Here is a 16,889-nt window from a genome sequence, read left to right as displayed (position 1 = left end):
TGTAAATGTATAGTTCACCTTATATAGAATCGTCGCAGAGTTCAGCTTCGGAGGAAATTTGATTAAAAGGGGGAGGCCTGATTGACCCATTCACGCAAGCGCAAAAGAGGGGGGCCGCTCGCCAGAGAGGCCCAGATCGCGGGTTGGCTGTTTGTATCGCCGATGGTGCTTGGGTTTACCCTGCTGCTGTTGTTTCCCATGGGTCTCGCGTTATACATGAGCCTGACCGACTGGCCGCTGCTGGGAGATCATCATTTTATTGGATTGGATAATTACTGGAATATTATGACAGACGCCATGTTCTGGAAAGTACTTGCCAATACGGTTTATTTCACAGCGGGGCTGGTGCCGCTTAATATTGTGCTCGCCCTGCTGCTTGCGTTGCTGCTATCCAGAAATCTGCGGGGCATCGGAATTTTCCGAACAGCGATCTTTGTTCCGGTCATGACCTCGTTGATCGTATGGGCCATCGTGTGGAAGCTGATGTATGCGACAGAGTCGGGATTGATTAATCAGCTTCTGTTGATGGCCGGCATCAAGGGTCCGGCCTGGCTTTACAATGAAGATTTGGCAATGCCGGCGGTGATTGTGACAAGTGTGTTGAAAAATGTCGGTCTGAATATGGTGCTGTTCATTGCAGCGATTCAGCAGGTACCGCGTTCACTGTACGAAGCAGCAACATTAGATGGGGCTGGCAAGAGGGGAACCTTTTTTCACGTCACGCTGCCCATGATCACGCCAACCGTGTTTTTGACCGTAGTCATGACCGTGATTGGTTCACTCAAAGTATTCGGGCAGATCTATGTGATGACACAGGGCGGGCCGAGCAACAGCACCAAGGTATTGGTTTATTATATCTGGGAAAAAGCATTCAAATTATTTCAGTTTGGTTATGCTTCTGCTCTCGCATATGTACTGTTCTTTATCGTGCTAATTCTGACGCTGCTGCAATGGCAGCTCCGAAAGAGGTGGGTATTCAATGAAGGCGATGCCTAGTCCTTCGGGGCGGAAGATAGGAAGTACTCTGGGGACATATTTGTTGCTGACTCTGACTTCCCTCATTATGATTGTGCCATTTATCTGGATGATATCGACATCATTCAAGGAACCCCAGAGCATATTCACCTATCCACCGCAGTGGATACCGGATACTTTCCGATTTCAGAACTATATCGATGTCTTTCGATTGATTCCGTTTCACCGTTTTTATTGGAACAGTATCTACATTTCTGCGTTGGTTGTGCTAGGAACAGTATTTTTTGCTTCCCTCGCCGGTTACGCATTCGCCAAAATTCCGTTTAAAGGACGTAATGTGGTATTTCTCATCCTGCTGAGTGCGATGATGATTCCCCATGAGGTGACGGCGATACCGATGTTTCTGTTCATGCGGCAGCTGGGGTGGATTGATACCCATCTTCCGCTGATATTATTGCCGATCTTTGGCGCGGGTGGTGTGTTTGGCATCTTTGTGATGCGGCAGTTCTTCATTACGGTGCCAACGGAACTGGAAGAAGCGGCGATGATTGATGGTTGCAACCGATTCCGGATATATGCGCGAATTATGCTGCCCATTGCCAAGCCGGGTATGGCTACGCTGACGATCTTCACGTTTGTGACGATCTGGAATGAGTTTTTTGATCCGTTGATCTTCATTAACTCGCGTGAGCTGATGACACTGCCATTGGGTTTGTCTTTGTTTACAGATGAAGTGGGTACAGCCTGGCAATATCTGATGAGCGCCACCGTCATGGCAACCTTGCCACTGTTAATTGTCTTTTTCCTGGCACAGCGGCGCTTTATTGAGGGGGTTGCCATGACGGGACTGAAAGAGTAAGACGTGTAATACGTGCAATAGAACGGAAGGAGGGACAACATTTGCATGAACGGATGAGCATGAAAAAGGAAGAAGCAGATGTCGTTATTGTAGGAGGGGGCCCTGCGGGAATAGCGGCAGCCATTGCGGCTGGACGGCAGGGTATACGAACAGTGCTGGTGGAGCGATACGGATTCGTTGGCGGGATGTCAACCGCTGCTATGGTTTATCCCTGGATGACTTTCCATACGGAGCAGGGTGAGCAGGTTATTAAAGGTATTGCGCAGGAGATTGTGGATCGTTTGCAGGCACGTGGCGGCTCCCCGGGACATCTGCGCGATACGGTTGGATTTGTGCATACCGTCACGCCATACCATCCGGCCATCTTTCAGGTGGTTGCGGCAGAGATGTTGCGGGAGGCAGGCGTCCGGCTGTTATTGCACAGCTTTGTGGACGAGGTGGTCGTTGTAGATGATCGGGTGGAAGCGGTGCGAGTGACCAACAAGTCTGGAAGAATGGAATTCCAGGCGAACGTATTCGTGGATGCAAGCGGGGATGCGGATCTGGCTTATCTTGCGGGGGCTTCTGTGGCAAAGGGACGAGACGGCGACCATCAGTCACAGCCGATGACCATGAAATTCCGTATGCGTGGTGTCGATCTTGGACGAGTGAAACAATACATGCAGGAGCATCCGGAGGATTTCTATGCCAAGACCCCCTTCTCGGAGCTGGACAGCATTCCGTTAACCGGGGTGAGCGGCTTCTATTCCCAGTGGAAAAAAGCAGGTGTGCCGATTAATCGCGACCAGGTATTGTTTTTTACCGGACCGGCAGAGGATGAAGTGCTGATTAATTGTACCCGAGTGCAGGGACTTGATGCGACGGATGCCGAGGATCTAACCTCTGCGGAACAGGAAGGCCGGAAGCAGGTGCTGATGATCGCTGAGTTTTTGCAGCGTGATGTGCCTGGATTCAAACGGGCTTCGATCTCGGCAGTAGCAACGCAGATTGGTATCCGTGAATCCAGGCGAATCATAGGTCATTACGCTTTGACCCAGGTGGATGTGGTTGCAGGACAAAAATTTGAAGATGTGATTGCCAGAAGTGGTTATCCGATTGATATTCATGACCCTTCGGGTCAAGGCGTTGTGGCTGCCTTTATAGAGGGAGATGGAGCATATGATATTCCGTATCGCTGTCTGATCTCTCGAAATATCCGCAATCTGCTGGCGGCAGGACGCTGCATATCCACCACACATGAGGCGCATGCAACGACAAGGTTGACTCCAAGCTGTATGGCTACCGGGGAGGCCGCGGGAACAGCGGCTGCACTCACAGTGAAGATGAAGCTGGACCCGGTGGAACTGCCGATCGCGCTGTTACAGGCGGAATTACGTCGCAATGGAGCAGCGATCTAGCGGATGAGCTGATTGTGGACGAATTGGGCGAATCGGGTGAATCATTAATAGTGGGAGTGGGTGTTTATTTAATTCGCGGTGGTGGCGTAAGTTTTAACGAACCTGAGGCGTCTAATTTCGGGATATAAGCTGAAATGAAAAATGTAACGAATCTCAGTGAAGTTATTTTACTCAAAACCCTGCAATAGGGGGTAAAAGTGGGGTGAATCGGAAGAATAGAGCGTCTACGATTCGTTAGATTAGAAACTATCCCCAAAATAGCTAAATAAGCTTCCCTCAGTTCGTTAGAAATTGGTGGGAAGCTTGTGAATTGATGAGCATAACTGTAGCCCCAAAGACTCCAAATCCACTGCATAGGTGGGTTTAGAGTCTTTGGGGCGCCTTCATGCCTTATTCTCTCCGATTATCAATTCATCCGTGCCTCAAGTCGCCTTGCGACAATGGACAGCGCGTAGTTGATGACAAAATACAATGCGGCTGCGAGCAGCAGGGCCGGGATAATGTAATCGAAACTTTGACCGCCAAGGATCTGCACGTTGTGCATCAGCTCCGGCAGAGAGATGATGATCGCCAGTGAAGTATCCTTCAGGAGTGAGATGAACTGGCTTACCATCGGCGGGGACATGCGGCGTAGCGCCTGTGGCATGATGATGCCACCGAGAGTCTGCATGTAACTCAGGCCCGAGGAGCGGGCAGCTTCCACCTGACCGCGCTCAACAGACTTCAGACCGCTACGGACGATCTCAGCGATCATCGCGCCTTCAAACAGACTCAGTCCAACAACTGTGGACCAGAAGACGGACATTTTAATCCCGAGCTGTGGAAGTACCATGTGGATGAAGAAAATGATGAGCAACAGCGGCAGATTTCGGATCGTGTCCACGATCACTGCCACGATCTGTGACAGAACAGGGATACGGGTAAACCGGATCGTACCCAGCACAGTGCCGAGCACAAAGCTGAATATAATGGATAGCCCTGCTACCTGCAGGGTAATCAGGAATCCTTGAAGCAGGAAACGAAGGTTGGGCCACGCATAGGCCCCGCTAAAGTCCATATTTTATTAGCCTCCTTCTGTGTGCAGGAATGGAATATCGAAGATCAATAGATGGGGCATGGACAAGCCGATATATTTCCCTAAAAATCTGCGCAGGTACAAGTCAATCTGTTACATGGTAACCTGACCTGCCGGTTTGTTCTTTTTCGGTTTGCCTTTGGTGCTGCGCGCTTCTGCATCGCTCTGTCCAAACCTGCGCTCCATATAATGCACCAGGAAGCTAAGTGGTAGTGTCAGCACCAGATAGAACAGCGCAACAATGGTGTACACACTTAGCGGTTGGAACGTATCCGAGTTAACTAGGTCGGCAAAATACATAAGATCCATACCGGCGACAACGGCAAGAATGGATGAGTTTTTGACCAAATTGATGAACTGGTTGCCGATGGACGGCAGTACAATCTTGATGGCCTGGGGCAGAATGATCAGATTCATGGCCTGTACATAGGACAAGCCGGAAGACCTTGCTGCTTCCAGTTGTCCACGCGGCACGGTCTGAATGCCCGCTCGGATCGCTTCGGCAATGAAAGCGGCGGTGTAGATGGTCAGACCCAGAGTACCGGAGACAAACCCATCCAGCGAGATGCCTAGTGCAGGCAGTCCAAGATAGAAGAAAAACACAACCAACAGCAATGGGATGTTTCGGATAAATTCCACAAAAGCCGTGCCGATCCAGTTCAGCGGTTTCACAGGGGATATCCGAAAGATAGCCAGGATCGCGCCAAGGATAAAGCTGCCAATGAGAGCCATAATGCTCACTTGAATCGTATTCAGGAATCCTTCCAGAAAACGATCCGAGTGTCGCATCAGTACGCTGAAATCCAATGTGCCCATATAGGCGAAGCCTCCGTTCTCCAGATGTAGAAACGGCGATTACGTCTGCTCATGCTTCGCATCCAGCAGACGAATTCGCCGCTTACCTATCTTAATTCGGGTTACTCGGGCTTCGCGCCCAGCCATTTCTCATGTAATGTGTCATATTCCCCGCTGTCTTTCATGCTTTTGAGTAGCGTGTTGACTTCCTCCACGAAGGCAGTGTCACCTTTGCGAATGGCCATACCATAAGGTTCGCTTGTGAAATTACCACCAACCAATTGGAAGCTGTTATCCGTCTGTTGCATACCGATGAGGATGATGTTATCTGTGGTCAGCGCTTCGCCTTTACCTGCTTTGAGAGCAGTGAATGCATCCTGATAGTTATCGAATTCAAGCACCTCAGCATCCGGGGCTTTCTCGCGAATATTCTGAGCGGATGTGGAGCCTTTCACCGCGAGTACTTTCACCCCGCTGAGGCTTTCCAGGCCGGTAATCGCACTGTCGTTTTTCACCAGCAGGGATTGGCCTGCTTCGAAATAAACATCACTGAAATCCACCTGTTCCTTACGCTCATCCGTAATTGTCATTGTGGCAATGATGATGTCGATGTCTCCATTTTGCAGCATGGGAATACGTGTCTTGGAAGTGACCTCTTTCAGTTCGACCTTGGTCTCATCTCCAAGGATTTGTTTGGCGAGTGCTTTGGCGATATCAATATCGAATCCTTCAACGTTGCCACTTGCAGGATCTTTCAAGCCAAACAGCTTCGTATCGTATTTCACACCGGCGATGAGCTTGCCGCGTTCCTTAATCCGCTCAATCGTGCCTTTCGCCTCGGCATCGCCACCACCGCTCGCTGAAGGTGTATCTGTACCTGTGCTACAACCTGACAATACAAGGGAGAGAATGAGGACAAGCATAAATGATGGCCATTTCAATAATTTCTTCATGAATAAAAGACCCCTTTCAAAATGGAATAGTGGATTATTCTCAATGATGAATCAGACGGCTCAGGAATTGCTGTGCTCGTTCTTCTCTGGGGTTGTCAAAAAATTCAGCAGCGTTGGCCTCTTCTACAATTCGGCCTTCGTCCATGAAGATGACCCGGTCCGCAACTTCACGGGCGAATCCCATCTCATGGGTAACGACGACCATGGTCATGCCATTATGGGCAAGGGAACGCATAACATCGAGGACTTCCCCGATCATCTCGGGATCGAGAGCAGAGGTAGGTTCGTCAAAAAGCATGATTTTGGGCTCCATGGCGAGTCCTCTGGCAATGGCTACCCGTTGCTGCTGTCCACCGGACAACTGGGAGGGATAACTTTCTGCTTTGTCGGCAATGCCCACCCGGGTCAGATACTTCATTGCTGTTGCGGCTGCCTGTTCTTTGGGTTGTTTGCGCACCTTCATGGGTGCAAGGGTAATGTTATCGATGACTTTTTTGTGAGGATAAAGATTGAAGTGTTGAAATACCATGCCGATGTCACGGCGGAAGAGGTTAATGTCCACCTTTTTCTGATGTAGAGGAATCCCACTGACGACAAGTTCACCTTCGGTAATGGTCTCCAGGCGGTTAATACAGCGGAGTAACGTGCTTTTGCCGGAGCCGGAAGGTCCGATAATGACGACGACTTCTCCTTCTTCAATGTGAAGATGGATATCCTTGAGGACATGAAAATGACCGAAATGTTTCTGGACACCCCTAAATTCAATCAAGAGTACACCCCATCCTTTCTGCAACGTCTGTGTGTAAAAGGAATAATAAGGAATAAATTGAAACTAGTTATTTAATCATACATAGTCATCCTGCTTATGGCAATTGGTTTGTGATAAAACATGACATAAGTAATGGGTTCCCTAGGGCTATAGCCAGAAAATATGTTATATATCTGTCATGTTATTAAACTCCTTGTGACGAATCCTGACAGAAAAATGAATCTATTCTCCTAGTTGCTTTCCAACCTTTGGAATAGTTGTATAGAGTATACTGAAAGTGATGTTTGATTTATGACTCTGATTAACAAAACAAATAGCATCAAGTTCCACGTGTACATGGCAAGAAAGCTAAACCCTACACGTCATGCCATTGATATGATGGAGCGAGAGAGCGTCCGTTTGAACGTACGTAAGGAAAGTAAAAGCGATGTATTGACCCTATAACAATTCCATTACATGTAGAGAGGATGATTCTGCACGATGAATACATATCACTCCCCAATGTCGACAGGAGCAAGTGCCCAGTCCGATGTTCGAGCTTATGAAGCCAATTTGCCCGTCATCCCTGCTCAGGATTTTCAGCTTACAGACTATGGAGCTGTTGGAGACGGCGTAACAGATAATACGGAGATGTTCCGACTTGCCATCGCTTCATGTGCTGAAGCAGGAGGTGGGAGAATCGTAATTCCGGCCGGGGTATGGCTCACAGGCCCGATTGTAATGCGCAGCCGTATCGAACTACATGTGGAAGCAGGGGCACTGGTTACATTTAGCCGAGATTTTGATCAATACCCATTAATTGCATCAAGCTTCGAAGGCTGGCAGGTGGTACGTTGCCAATCCCCGATCGATGGTGATCAACTGGAGGATATTGCGATTACTGGTGAGGGGATATGGGATGGGGGCGGGGAGGCATGGCGTCCAGTAAAACGCTCCAAAATGACCACTTCACAATGGAACCAATTGGTCGCTTCTGGTGGTGTTGTAGAGCAATCCGGTGGAGATGAAGATATCTGGTGGCCTACCACAGCTGCACTTGAGGGCGGCACCATCGCGAATCGATTGCATCAGGAGCAGGTACGTGATGTCGCTGCCTATGAAGAAGTCAGAGACTTTTTACGTCCCAACATGGTCAGTTTACGGAGATGCAAACGGGTACTGCTGGACGGTCCAACGTTTCAGAACTCGCCTGCATGGAATCTGCACCCCTGGGCATCTGAGCATGTCACTATTCGTAACGTGAGTGTGCGGAATCCGTGGTTTTCTCAGAATGGAGATGGGCTGGACATTGAATCCTGTCGTCATGTGGTGGTAGAGAAGAGTATATTCGATGTCGGTGATGATGCGATCTGTCTGAAATCAGGCAAGGATGCCGAAGGTCGTGAACTGGGTCTTCCATCGGAGTACATCACCATTCGGGATTGCACGGTGTATCACGGTCATGGCGGGTTTGTCATTGGCAGTGAGATGTCCGGTGGTGTGCGGCATGTGCGTGTGTTGGATTGTACATTTATCGGCACGGACATTGGACTTCGCTTCAAAAGCGCACGTGGGCGCGGCGGAGTGGTTGAGGACATCCAGATTGAGCGCATATATATGAAAGATATCATTATGGAAGCCATCTCGTTTTCCTTTTTCTATGCAAATCAGGAAGGGTCTGCTCGGGGCAGTGATCTATCTCAGGAGATTAGCGAAGAGACGCCGGTGTTCCGGGATATTCGAATATCGGATGTGGTCTGTGCCGGTGCCGACACTGCGTTGCTTGTGAGTGGATTGCCGGAACTGCCTTTGGATGGGGTGATCATCCAGCGTTACAACGTGCAAGCTCGCAGTGGTATCCAATGTGCTCATGCAAAACATCTGCATATCGCTGAATTGAAGGCGCAGATCACTGAAGGTCCGCTGGTTCATTTGCACCAGTGCAAAGGGGCAGAATTAGAGAGCATTCAGGGCAAAGGTGCAGATGGCCGACTTCTGATGGTGACCGGACACGAGTCCGCAGGCATTGTATGTCGTGAAGGCGATGCTGACACAGACGGTCGTCAGATATCTGTGGGTCCCGAGGTGCGAAGTGGCGTGATCATTCGTAGATAAAAAGTATGTAATAAGGTTTATACAAGTTGGTCCAATTCAGCCTTAGTGGCGTAGCCATAGATCCAGTAATCGTGATGCCTTTTGATATAAGGGGTACGTAATCTCTGGAGCAAGGCTACCCACTCGGCTTTTATATGAAGTTATCTGAAGATCTACCGGTGTTCCTTACGATAGCGTAGCGGTGTTGTACCGGTAACCTGTTTGAATGTTTTGTTAAAATGAGCCGTATGTTCAAATCCTACCTTCTCAGCGATCATCTGGACACGCTCTTGTGTGGACAGTAATCTTCGTTGTGCTTCCCGGACACGAACAACACGCAAATATTCGCTAAATCGAAACCCGGTAAACCGGCTGAACATTCGGCTCAGATAGGATGGACTGATATAAAAACGATTGGCTGCACCCTCCAGTGTAAGTGGTTCGGTATAGTTTTTATTCACATAAGTGACAATTTCACTGATTTTGTCCTGCATTGGATGCAAGGGACCGGGGCATGACTGCCGGATGTCCTCCTCTACCCGATGAATACGGATCAAAAGTTGGGCAAGCAGACTTCTTACGGCGATCTCATAGTGAGGGCGTCGCTCTTTGCATTCTTGCAGCATCTGCCACAATATACGCTCCATCTCGGGCTGTTCCGCTTCAGGCAGGCGAAGGAGTCTTGAACAATTAAAAGGCAGCAGACCACATATGCCAAGTTCCATCCCCGTTGCAAAAGCAGGAGAAAAACCGATTAATATCCGTTCGAAGCCGGGAATACTTCCTTTGGAGGTGGTATGTACATCGTGTGGATTAATCAGAATAAAATCACCCTTGCGGGCGGACAGAATCTGACCATTCATGGAATACACTCGTTCACCTTCAAGTAAGTAATACAGTTCGTAGAATGGATGAGCGTGAGGTTGTGGCATACCATTCCCATCATGTCTGCGCATATGTTCAATGGTAAATGAATGTTCACCGATTCGGTATTTGGGTCCAATCCGGTCCTCTATGAGACTCATGGTACAGCTCCCCTCTGCTTCACGGATTAACAACGATATCCATATCATAACGGAACATCCATCTTTTTGTAAACGCTATCATTGGAAATGAAATATTTCTTTAATCCTATCGTTAAATACCGAGAGAATGAATTCGGCATGGCACTTATGTGCTGTCAAGGTGACAAAACTTGAATGATGTTTTAGAGTAGGGAGAGAGAGGCGAAACTCTGGTTAAGGAGTGTCTCCAATATGATTTGGAAGGAAGGAAACAGGTTATGACGACACATGAATTATCGCCATTGGTTGCTGCGCTCAATATGCAACCTCACGTTGAAGGCGGTTGGTATAAGGAAGAATGGAAGGCGTCTTATCAGATTCCACAGTCCGTTCTGCCGGATACATACTCCGGTCCACGATTCTCGGCAAGTTCCACGTATTTCCTGCTGCACGCACATGAAATCTCCGAGTGGCATACGGTTCTGTCCGATGAACTTTGGCTGTGGCACAGCGGCAGTCCAGTTGAACTGAAGCTGGGTGGCAATGGGGAGAACCCGGAGAACGAGGAAGTTCTTGTTCTGGGGATGGATATTGCTGCGGGGCAATCACCACAGGTGCTCGTTCCTGCCGGCGTATGGCAGACAGCGCGTCCGCTGGGCGATGAGCCTGTACTGGTAACTTGCGTAGTAGCGCCAGGTTTCCACTTTGATGATTTCAAGCTTGTATCCAAAAGCGAATAGGTTTTAATATGTGAAAATCCCGATCCGAGATGCTCAGTGCATCCGAATCGGGATTTTTTTGGATCGAGCGTATTAAATATGCTGAGGTCTATGCCCAGTTCAGGGATGTAGGATTCCCTTTTGGATCAGCATCACTTTTGGCAATAACTAATCACTTCGGATTCTCGTTACTCATCCAGCTGTCCACATAAAACTCTTCATGATAATCCGGTTGCTGAGCGAGTTCTTTGAGCTTCTGTTCAGCTTCTTCAGCGGTAAGATATTCTCCAATAACTGCTGTAAACTCACCAGTGGACGTTTTGAGGAAAGAGATGTCCTCATCCGGATAGGACTCTTTAATTATACCCATCGATTCTCCAAAAGGCATTGATTCTGTGCGGAGAGAGTATACCTTCCAAGGTGTGACTGGTTTGCCGTCGGAAGTCAATTTCACTTCCAGGTATCCAGGGTTCTTGAATTCCGTTACGGCATACTGTACCCCTTCTTTTAAAACAACTACGAATCCGACGGAAGAGTCGTCTAAAATCATGGAACCATAAACATCTTTCACTAAAGGCTGGGTCATGAAGTCGGCTTTGACATTCTTTATATCCATGTAACGTGCACCGCTAAAAGTGAAGAGGATACGATTCGGTGCTTCTTTGTGTACCACATTATAATGGGGTGCATCATTAGTCTGATCTTGCTCGTCGGTGCTAAAATTGATTTTAAGCGTATTTTCGGTTACTTCCGATCCCACAGTTACTCCATCTGTAACTTTGCCTCCATCGCCAAATTGCAATACCTGAACAATAGATCCAACCACAGGTATTTTGACCATGGCGTTTGCGACAGTAGGAATGTTGACTATGAACAGAAAAGCAGCACATGCCGCTATGACTGAGGCATAACGAATCATTCGAGATGAACTCTTGCGAGCAGTGGCTCTTTTCTGTGCATGATGAATAACGTCAGTAAGTTGAGCAGGGATTTCAATATCTTCGTAACGATCTTTTCCTGTCATACGTTCTCAACCTCTCCTTCAATCAAATAAAATTTTAATTTTTTGATAATACGATAGAATTTGGACTTAACTGTATTTTCCGGTATGGAGAGCACTTCAGCGATCTCCCGGAAACGCATATTACCAAAGAACTTTAATATAATATAGGCTCTATCTTCGGGCACGAGTCGATCCAGTGCATCATACAGATCCATTTTCTCTTCCACGGATGCCCCTCGCTCTGGAGCCACAAACTCCTGAACATGATCCTCCATATAGGTCACTCGCTGGTTGCGTCGTATATGATCTATCGCTGTGTTAATCACAATTCGTGACATCCAGGAATCAAAATAAGTCATGGACTCCATCTTGCCATAAGCGATGTACCCTTTATAGACCGCTTCGGATACGATATCCAGCGCTTCTTGTTCGTTTTTAACATAGCAGTATGCCAGTCGATATAATTTATTTTGAATCTCTGTTATTTTTTTGCTGAACTGTTCTTCTTTTGTCTTTCTATGGTTCAGTCTAATCACTCCTGATCCCCCCTGATCAACCTAAATATTCAAGTCACCACTCGTTCCAGGCCTGGATTCTATATAAGTACTTGAGTTCGCTTGACACTCGTTAGACTGATGAGGAGACAAAATAGTTCTAAACGGTCAAAAAACTTTTGTTCTTTTGGCGCTGAACAGGATGGCGAGCCTCGCCTCCATTCTTAACAACGAATAGATTGCCTATAACATCACATACCAAAACACCCGCTCTTCTAAGATCGAAGGCGGGTGTAATCGAATTTATCTGCTTATATTAGAAGTTAAAGTTGTCTGGATCAGAACCAAAGCGTTTGTTCTCGTTCAGGCCGTTAATCTGCTCTATTTCTTCTGAAGTTAGCTCAAAATCGTAGAGATCGGCATTCGCGTGAATACGCTCAGGCGTAACGGATTTCGGTATCGTCACGATGCCGTTCTGCAGATCCCAGCGCAGAATCACTTGTGCGGGGGACTTGCTGTATTTGGCGGCGATATCCTTCAGCAACGGATGATCCATCAGATGACCTTGTCCGAGTGGAGACCAGGCTTCGATCTGAATCTGATGTTTGTTGCAGTACTCACGAAGCTCTGACTGAATCAGTAGTGGATGAAGCTCCACCTGATTAACCGCTGGTTTGATCGTGGCATCGATCATCAAGTCTTCCAGATGGTGAATCTGGAAGTTGCTCACACCGATCGCGCGGATGCGTCCTTCTTTATGGAGTTTCTCCAGCGCTCGCCATGTATCTTTGTACTTGCCCTTAACCGGCCAGTGGATAAGATAGAGATCCAGGTACTCCAGTTCGAGTCGTTCCATGCTGGCTTCGAAGGCAGCCAGCGTGGATTCATATCCCTGATCACTATTCCATACTTTAGTGGTAATGAACAGATCCTCACGAGCTACTCCAGATTCACGAATACCCTGAGCGACACCTGTTTCGTTGTTATACGCTTTGGCAGTGTCGATGCTGCGATAACCAGCTTGAATGGCTGTTTTGACAGCATGAACGACTTCGTCTCCGTCTTTAACTTTGAATACCCCAAAACCCAGCCATGGCATTTTGACTCCGTTATAGAGCGTGGTTGTGTCCTGCACGTGTTTCATGGTCCGAAATTCCTCCTCTTATTGATTCATTGTTCCACTATGTAATTACCCTGCTGTTCAGCAGCCAATCGATATCGAAGGGCCGTCTTGAATGATTATACTAAAATCTTCCTGGTCTTGGAAAAGGGAGCGATTCATTTTTACGAAGTAAACGCCGCTATTATCCTTTTTCTTCAACCAGAGGTTTGGTTTTGACGCTTGTGGGTGATAAGATGAAGTATACGAAACATGGAAGTCAAGACTTTGCTATGGAGAATTTACATAAGAAACGAAGAAGTGCGGAATCGGGTACAGATCGGACCGTACGACTAACGATAAAGGAGCAAGAATACAATGGCTAAACCTAAACAAACCAAAAAAGCAGCTGCCTGGTCTCTCGTGGTGATGGGAGCAGGTTTTGCTGCATCCTTGCCGTTCCAGGGCGTTCCCGTGGGCAAGTTGCTGGTAGGATCATTTGAAGCGGGACTCGTGGGTGGACTTGCGGACTGGTTCGCCGTTACCGCATTATTCCGTCACCCGCTCGGTATTCCCATTCCACACACTGCATTGCTGCCGAAAAATCGCGATAAAATGACGGAAGGTCTGGTCTCCGCAGTAGAGAATAACTTGCTCAACAAAGACAGCATTACCGAGAAAATTGCAGATTTCAAAGCAGCAGAGACGGTGCTCGATACGTTGACACGTGAGCTTCACAGTGACGGGATCAAGACGATGATTGATACACTCTGCAAACGAATTCTGGCTGGTCTGCCGTTAGAGCAGATTGCTCCGCTCGTAGCACGTGAGATCAAGTCACAGGCGGGCGCCTTTGATCTGGGTCCGATTCTGGAACGGGCTGCCCACCAGATGACAGAGCGTGGTTACGACGCCAAAGCGCTGGACTACGGACTGAAGCAAGCCGAGGAGTGGCTGGTTAAACCCGAGACGATCATGTTTTTGGGTGAAAGCGGCATGAAAGCCATTAGTGGCATTCAGATGAACGGTTTGATGCAGTTTGCGATGAATGCATTCCTGGGTTATATGAACGAGGAGCGTCTGGGTGGCATTTTGCAAGGATATCTCTTCGATCGGGTAGAGGATATGAAACGTGAAGGCAGTGCTCTAAGATACAAGGTGCTTGATATGGTACGTACCCAGACGGTGCGTCTGGCAATGAGCGAGGCTATGCAAGATGGAATCAACAGCTGGAAGAACAATATGCTGGAGGGCTGGAACGCAGAGGAAACGGTGCTGAACAAACTCACCGAACTGAGAGACAAGGCGCTCGCTGCGATGGAAGATGGACAGTATGTAGATACGTATGCACTGCCTGCCATTGAGCGGGTATTGGTTGATCTGCGGGCAGATGACGAGTTGATGACAGGCATGAATGCCAAGATCGTAAATGGCGTCACAACACTGCTGGAGAAAAATCATTCCAAAATCGGTAAACTCGTACGCGAAAATGTGGACAAAATGGACAATGCCACTTTGGTTTCGATGATTGAGGATAAGGTTGGACAGGACCTGCAATGGATTCGGATCAACGGAGCCGTTACCGGATTTGTTATCGGGATTGCGCTGACTGCGCTGCAGATGGCATTGGCATAAAAGTAATGTATGTAAAAGGAGGGCCGCTCCTACGAGGAGCAGGCTCTTTTTGTCGTGGATGGAAAAATTATCATGTACTTGATGCAAGAATTAGGAAAGTGGGTAATGTACACCAAAGTGTCCTATTTGAATCATATAGGAAGAAAGTTACATGAAAACGATTCTGTTAGCCGATATGGCTCATGTTGATTTTGTACTATGATGCAGGTAACAGATGAATAGGGTGTACTTCACATATAGTGAATGCCTCGATTCTATTATGAGGGGGGATCCGTATTAAACGTGCAGGATGGTTGAAGGGTTTATTCACACTAATGATGGTGTTTACTATATTTTTGGGAGGTTGTCAGAACATGAATGCAAGTGAGAAGGAAGCTCTATACCAAGAAGCTGAAGCAACCGTAATTCAGCACTTCAAGCAGAAGTTTGAACTGGATGTTGTAATTACAAGCAAAGAGTTGTTACCGGAAATGGCAGTGTCCCAGATTGGGCTGAAAGGGCATGTGAAAGATCATGAAGATCAGAGCTTTGGCATTTCGTACGACTACAAAAAGAAGGTAACCAAGAACCTGGTCATTAGTCCTGAGATTGAGGAAGTGATGATAGCCAAGGGACACAATCCATACGACAAATAAAGGGAGGTGTAGTTATTGAGTAACGGGTCCAATATTGATGATGAAACGTATAAAACGATGTCTGATCTAGCCTACCAGGATCAAAAGGCTGGAGACAAATTAACGGAACTTCCCGGATGGGAGGTCCTTGAGGGGACGGAAAGTAACAAATTTTCCGGTTTTGATGCCGTCACATTTTATAATCCCGAGACCAAGGAAGCTGTCATTGCTTATCGTGGTACAGAAGGAAGTGCGTCCTTGGATCGCTCTGTACCTGACTTTGTCATGGATGGCCGCATTGGGGGCGGAGAATTGATTCGTAAGGGTCAGCAGGAGGCCGGGAATTTTGTTAATAATCTTACGCCGGATTGGCTCGACAAAGGGGTCGAAGGTGTTAAGGACTTCACGGGCATATCCAAAGTGGAGGATTGGGCTGGCGACAGGGTAAGAGACGTGGAGAACTGGACCGGTGATCGCGTAAAAGATATTGAAAAAACCGTTTCCCCTACAGGCTGGGCCAATCAGATGTATCAATCCGAAGACTACGCAAATCACATGCAGAACAAGCATAAGGATCTGAATTTCTCGATGACCGGACATTCCTTGGGCGGGGGAAATGCACAATATGCGTCTGCTTATACAGGAATTCCAGCCGTGACGTTTAGTGCACCATCTGTAATGGGTAATCTGACGCCAGAAATGCGGCGCCGGGCTGAATCAGGTGCATTTGACGGGCAGGTTGTGAACTATGCAAATCCCAGTGATCTGGTAGCCAGCGGAACGCTGGGAGGATATGACCGGCATGTGGGATCGACCTATTACATCAACTCCGATTATGACTCGGCGAATGATGGCGTGAGTATTATCGATAAAGCCAAGAACTCATTTGGCGGGGAGAACTATCACAGTCTGGATCAATATGATTTCAAAAATGGTTACATATCCAATGACCTGTACGATCCGATTACTGGAGAGAGAATCCGCTATTCACCACGCCTTATGGATCACATGGGACCGTTCAGCAAGAACTTAGGTCCGTTACGTTCCAAGTCTGGCGGCGGTGGAGGTATGGCTTCGGCTGCTGCGGCTTCAGGTCTGATTCAGGTAACGCCGGAAGAACTGAAAAGTGTCGCTTCGCGGTGGAAGCAAAATGCACAACAATGCAATGCCGAGCTAAACCAGGTACGAAGCCGCATGGCCCAATATCTGCATACGAGCCGCAGTCGCAGGCTGGAGCCCATTGTCACCCAACTGGACGCGTCGATTCAAGAACTTAGCACATGGCATATGAAACATACCAGCCAGTTCCTGAACTTTATTGATGAGAAAGCAGATGCCTTCCGGCAGGCGGACGAAAGTCCGGTTCATTTTTAATTAGAATTTCTGGGTGCTAGCGTCGATATCACGTACATGGGGGAGGGGAAC

Annotated in this window: 16 protein-coding genes; 8 read left to right on the top strand and 8 right to left on the bottom strand. The window is 47.9% G+C overall.

Annotated features, from left to right (window positions below):
- Positions 1 to 81: 81 nt before the first annotated feature.
- From EL84_RS01340 to EL84_RS01330, 3 genes are read left to right on the top strand one after another with little or no spacing between them, the layout of a single operon-like run.
- Positions 82 to 996, top strand: coding sequence for a carbohydrate ABC transporter permease (locus tag EL84_RS01340; RefSeq protein ID WP_047840398.1), 915 nt, complete (start codon positions 82 to 84; stop codon positions 994 to 996).
- Complete coding sequence (locus tag EL84_RS01335) at positions 980 to 1,834, top strand: carbohydrate ABC transporter permease (protein WP_047840397.1); 855 nt, start codon at positions 980 to 982, stop codon at positions 1,832 to 1,834. Before EL84_RS01340 ends, EL84_RS01335 begins: the two co-directional genes overlap by 17 nt.
- A 59-nt stretch (positions 1,835 to 1,893) precedes the next feature.
- Positions 1,894 to 3,231 carry an FAD-dependent oxidoreductase gene (locus EL84_RS01330; RefSeq protein ID WP_152682942.1) on the top strand — a complete coding sequence of 446 codons (1,338 nt, stop codon included), beginning with the start codon at positions 1,894 to 1,896 and terminating at the stop codon, positions 3,229 to 3,231.
- Positions 3,232 to 3,637: 406 nt separating this feature from the next.
- Here EL84_RS01330 and EL84_RS01325 read toward each other — a convergent pair whose 3' ends face one another.
- The 4 genes from EL84_RS01325 to EL84_RS01310 all read right to left on the bottom strand — a co-directional run bounded on the left by EL84_RS01325 (position 3,638) and on the right by EL84_RS01310 (position 6,823).
- Positions 3,638 to 4,288: an amino acid ABC transporter permease gene (locus tag EL84_RS01325; RefSeq protein WP_047840396.1), complete on the bottom strand. Its 651-nt coding sequence runs from the start codon at positions 4,286 to 4,288 to the stop codon at positions 3,638 to 3,640.
- 111 nt (positions 4,289 to 4,399) lie between these two features.
- Entirely contained in the window at positions 4,400 to 5,122 is a 723-nt protein-coding gene (locus EL84_RS01320; protein WP_036616642.1) for an amino acid ABC transporter permease, read from the bottom strand.
- 101 nt (positions 5,123 to 5,223) lie between these two features.
- Positions 5,224 to 6,054, bottom strand: a complete 831-nt coding sequence (locus EL84_RS01315; RefSeq protein ID WP_047840395.1) for a transporter substrate-binding domain-containing protein — start codon at positions 6,052 to 6,054, stop codon at positions 5,224 to 5,226.
- A gap of 40 nt (positions 6,055 to 6,094) precedes the next feature.
- Positions 6,095 to 6,823 carry an amino acid ABC transporter ATP-binding protein gene (locus EL84_RS01310; protein ID WP_047840394.1) on the bottom strand — a complete coding sequence of 243 codons (729 nt, stop codon included), beginning with the start codon at positions 6,821 to 6,823 and terminating at the stop codon, positions 6,095 to 6,097.
- 480 nt (positions 6,824 to 7,303) lie between these two features.
- Between EL84_RS01310 and EL84_RS01305 the strand changes: the two genes are divergently transcribed.
- Positions 7,304 to 8,917, top strand: coding sequence for a glycoside hydrolase family 28 protein (locus EL84_RS01305; RefSeq protein WP_047840393.1), 1,614 nt, complete (start codon positions 7,304 to 7,306; stop codon positions 8,915 to 8,917).
- A 152-nt stretch (positions 8,918 to 9,069) separates the two neighbouring features.
- On the opposite strand, the gene EL84_RS01300 is transcribed toward EL84_RS01305, so the two are convergent.
- Entirely contained in the window at positions 9,070 to 9,921 is an 852-nt protein-coding gene (locus tag EL84_RS01300; RefSeq protein ID WP_036616653.1) for an AraC family transcriptional regulator, read from the bottom strand.
- Positions 9,922 to 10,178: 257 nt separating this feature from the next.
- Between EL84_RS01300 and EL84_RS01295 the strand changes: the two genes are divergently transcribed.
- Positions 10,179 to 10,640, top strand: coding sequence for a cupin domain-containing protein (locus EL84_RS01295; protein ID WP_017691032.1), 462 nt, complete (start codon positions 10,179 to 10,181; stop codon positions 10,638 to 10,640).
- A gap of 151 nt (positions 10,641 to 10,791) precedes the next feature.
- On the opposite strand, the gene EL84_RS01290 is transcribed toward EL84_RS01295, so the two are convergent.
- The 3 genes from EL84_RS01290 to EL84_RS01280 form a co-directional block, all read right to left on the bottom strand.
- A complete protein-coding gene (locus EL84_RS01290; protein WP_047840392.1) occupies positions 10,792 to 11,643 on the bottom strand; it encodes a DUF4179 domain-containing protein in 852 nt (283 codons plus the stop codon).
- Positions 11,640 to 12,158, bottom strand: a complete 519-nt coding sequence (locus EL84_RS01285; protein WP_047840391.1) for a sigma-70 family RNA polymerase sigma factor — start codon at positions 12,156 to 12,158, stop codon at positions 11,640 to 11,642. Before EL84_RS01285 ends, EL84_RS01290 begins: the two co-directional genes overlap by 4 nt.
- Positions 12,159 to 12,432: 274 nt before the next feature.
- Positions 12,433 to 13,260 carry an aldo/keto reductase gene (locus EL84_RS01280; protein WP_047840390.1) on the bottom strand — a complete coding sequence of 276 codons (828 nt, stop codon included), beginning with the start codon at positions 13,258 to 13,260 and terminating at the stop codon, positions 12,433 to 12,435.
- Between the two features lie 333 nt (positions 13,261 to 13,593).
- Here EL84_RS01280 and EL84_RS01275 point away from each other — a divergent pair, with 333 nt between their 5' ends.
- The 3 genes from EL84_RS01275 (at position 13,594) to EL84_RS01265 (ending at position 16,838) form a co-directional block, all read left to right on the top strand.
- Positions 13,594 to 14,850 carry a DUF445 domain-containing protein gene (locus EL84_RS01275; protein ID WP_047840389.1) on the top strand — a complete coding sequence of 419 codons (1,257 nt, stop codon included), beginning with the start codon at positions 13,594 to 13,596 and terminating at the stop codon, positions 14,848 to 14,850.
- Between the two features lie 353 nt (positions 14,851 to 15,203).
- Complete coding sequence (locus tag EL84_RS01270) at positions 15,204 to 15,485, top strand: hypothetical protein (protein WP_047840388.1); 282 nt, start codon at positions 15,204 to 15,206, stop codon at positions 15,483 to 15,485.
- A gap of 15 nt (positions 15,486 to 15,500) precedes the next feature.
- Complete coding sequence (locus tag EL84_RS01265) at positions 15,501 to 16,838, top strand: hypothetical protein (protein WP_235431470.1); 1,338 nt, start codon at positions 15,501 to 15,503, stop codon at positions 16,836 to 16,838.
- Positions 16,839 to 16,889: the final 51 nt, after the last annotated feature.

Source organism: Paenibacillus sp. VT-400 (assembly GCF_001029205.1).
Lineage (GTDB): Bacteria > Bacillota > Bacilli > Paenibacillales > Paenibacillaceae > Paenibacillus > Paenibacillus amylolyticus.
Note: the sequence above shows the minus strand (reverse complement) of the source record. Positions and strands in the feature narration are given on the sequence as shown.

What these genes read in the sequence shown, in the direction of transcription:
- EL84_RS01335 (WP_047840397.1), top strand. Translation starts at nt 980, where the DNA reads ATGAAGGCGATGCCTAGTCCTTCGGGGCGGAAGATAGGAAGTACTCTG.
- EL84_RS01330 (WP_152682942.1), top strand. Translation starts at nt 1,894, where the DNA reads ATGAAAAAGGAAGAAGCAGATGTCGTTATTGTAGGAGGGGGCCCTGCG.
- EL84_RS01325 (WP_047840396.1), bottom strand. Translation starts at nt 4,288, where the DNA reads ATGGACTTTAGCGGGGCCTATGCGTGGCCCAACCTTCGTTTCCTGCTT.
- EL84_RS01320 (WP_036616642.1), bottom strand. Translation starts at nt 5,122, where the DNA reads ATGGGCACATTGGATTTCAGCGTACTGATGCGACACTCGGATCGTTTT.
- EL84_RS01315 (WP_047840395.1), bottom strand. Translation starts at nt 6,054, where the DNA reads ATGAAGAAATTATTGAAATGGCCATCATTTATGCTTGTCCTCATTCTC.
- EL84_RS01305 (WP_047840393.1), top strand. Translation starts at nt 7,304, where the DNA reads ATGAATACATATCACTCCCCAATGTCGACAGGAGCAAGTGCCCAGTCC.
- EL84_RS01300 (WP_036616653.1), bottom strand. Translation starts at nt 9,921, where the DNA reads ATGAGTCTCATAGAGGACCGGATTGGACCCAAATACCGAATCGGTGAA.
- EL84_RS01295 (WP_017691032.1), top strand. Translation starts at nt 10,179, where the DNA reads ATGACGACACATGAATTATCGCCATTGGTTGCTGCGCTCAATATGCAA.
- EL84_RS01290 (WP_047840392.1), bottom strand. Translation starts at nt 11,643, where the DNA reads ATGACAGGAAAAGATCGTTACGAAGATATTGAAATCCCTGCTCAACTT.
- EL84_RS01280 (WP_047840390.1), bottom strand. Translation starts at nt 13,260, where the DNA reads ATGAAACACGTGCAGGACACAACCACGCTCTATAACGGAGTCAAAATG.
- EL84_RS01275 (WP_047840389.1), top strand. Translation starts at nt 13,594, where the DNA reads ATGGCTAAACCTAAACAAACCAAAAAAGCAGCTGCCTGGTCTCTCGTG.
- EL84_RS01270 (WP_047840388.1), top strand. Translation starts at nt 15,204, where the DNA reads ATGAATGCAAGTGAGAAGGAAGCTCTATACCAAGAAGCTGAAGCAACC.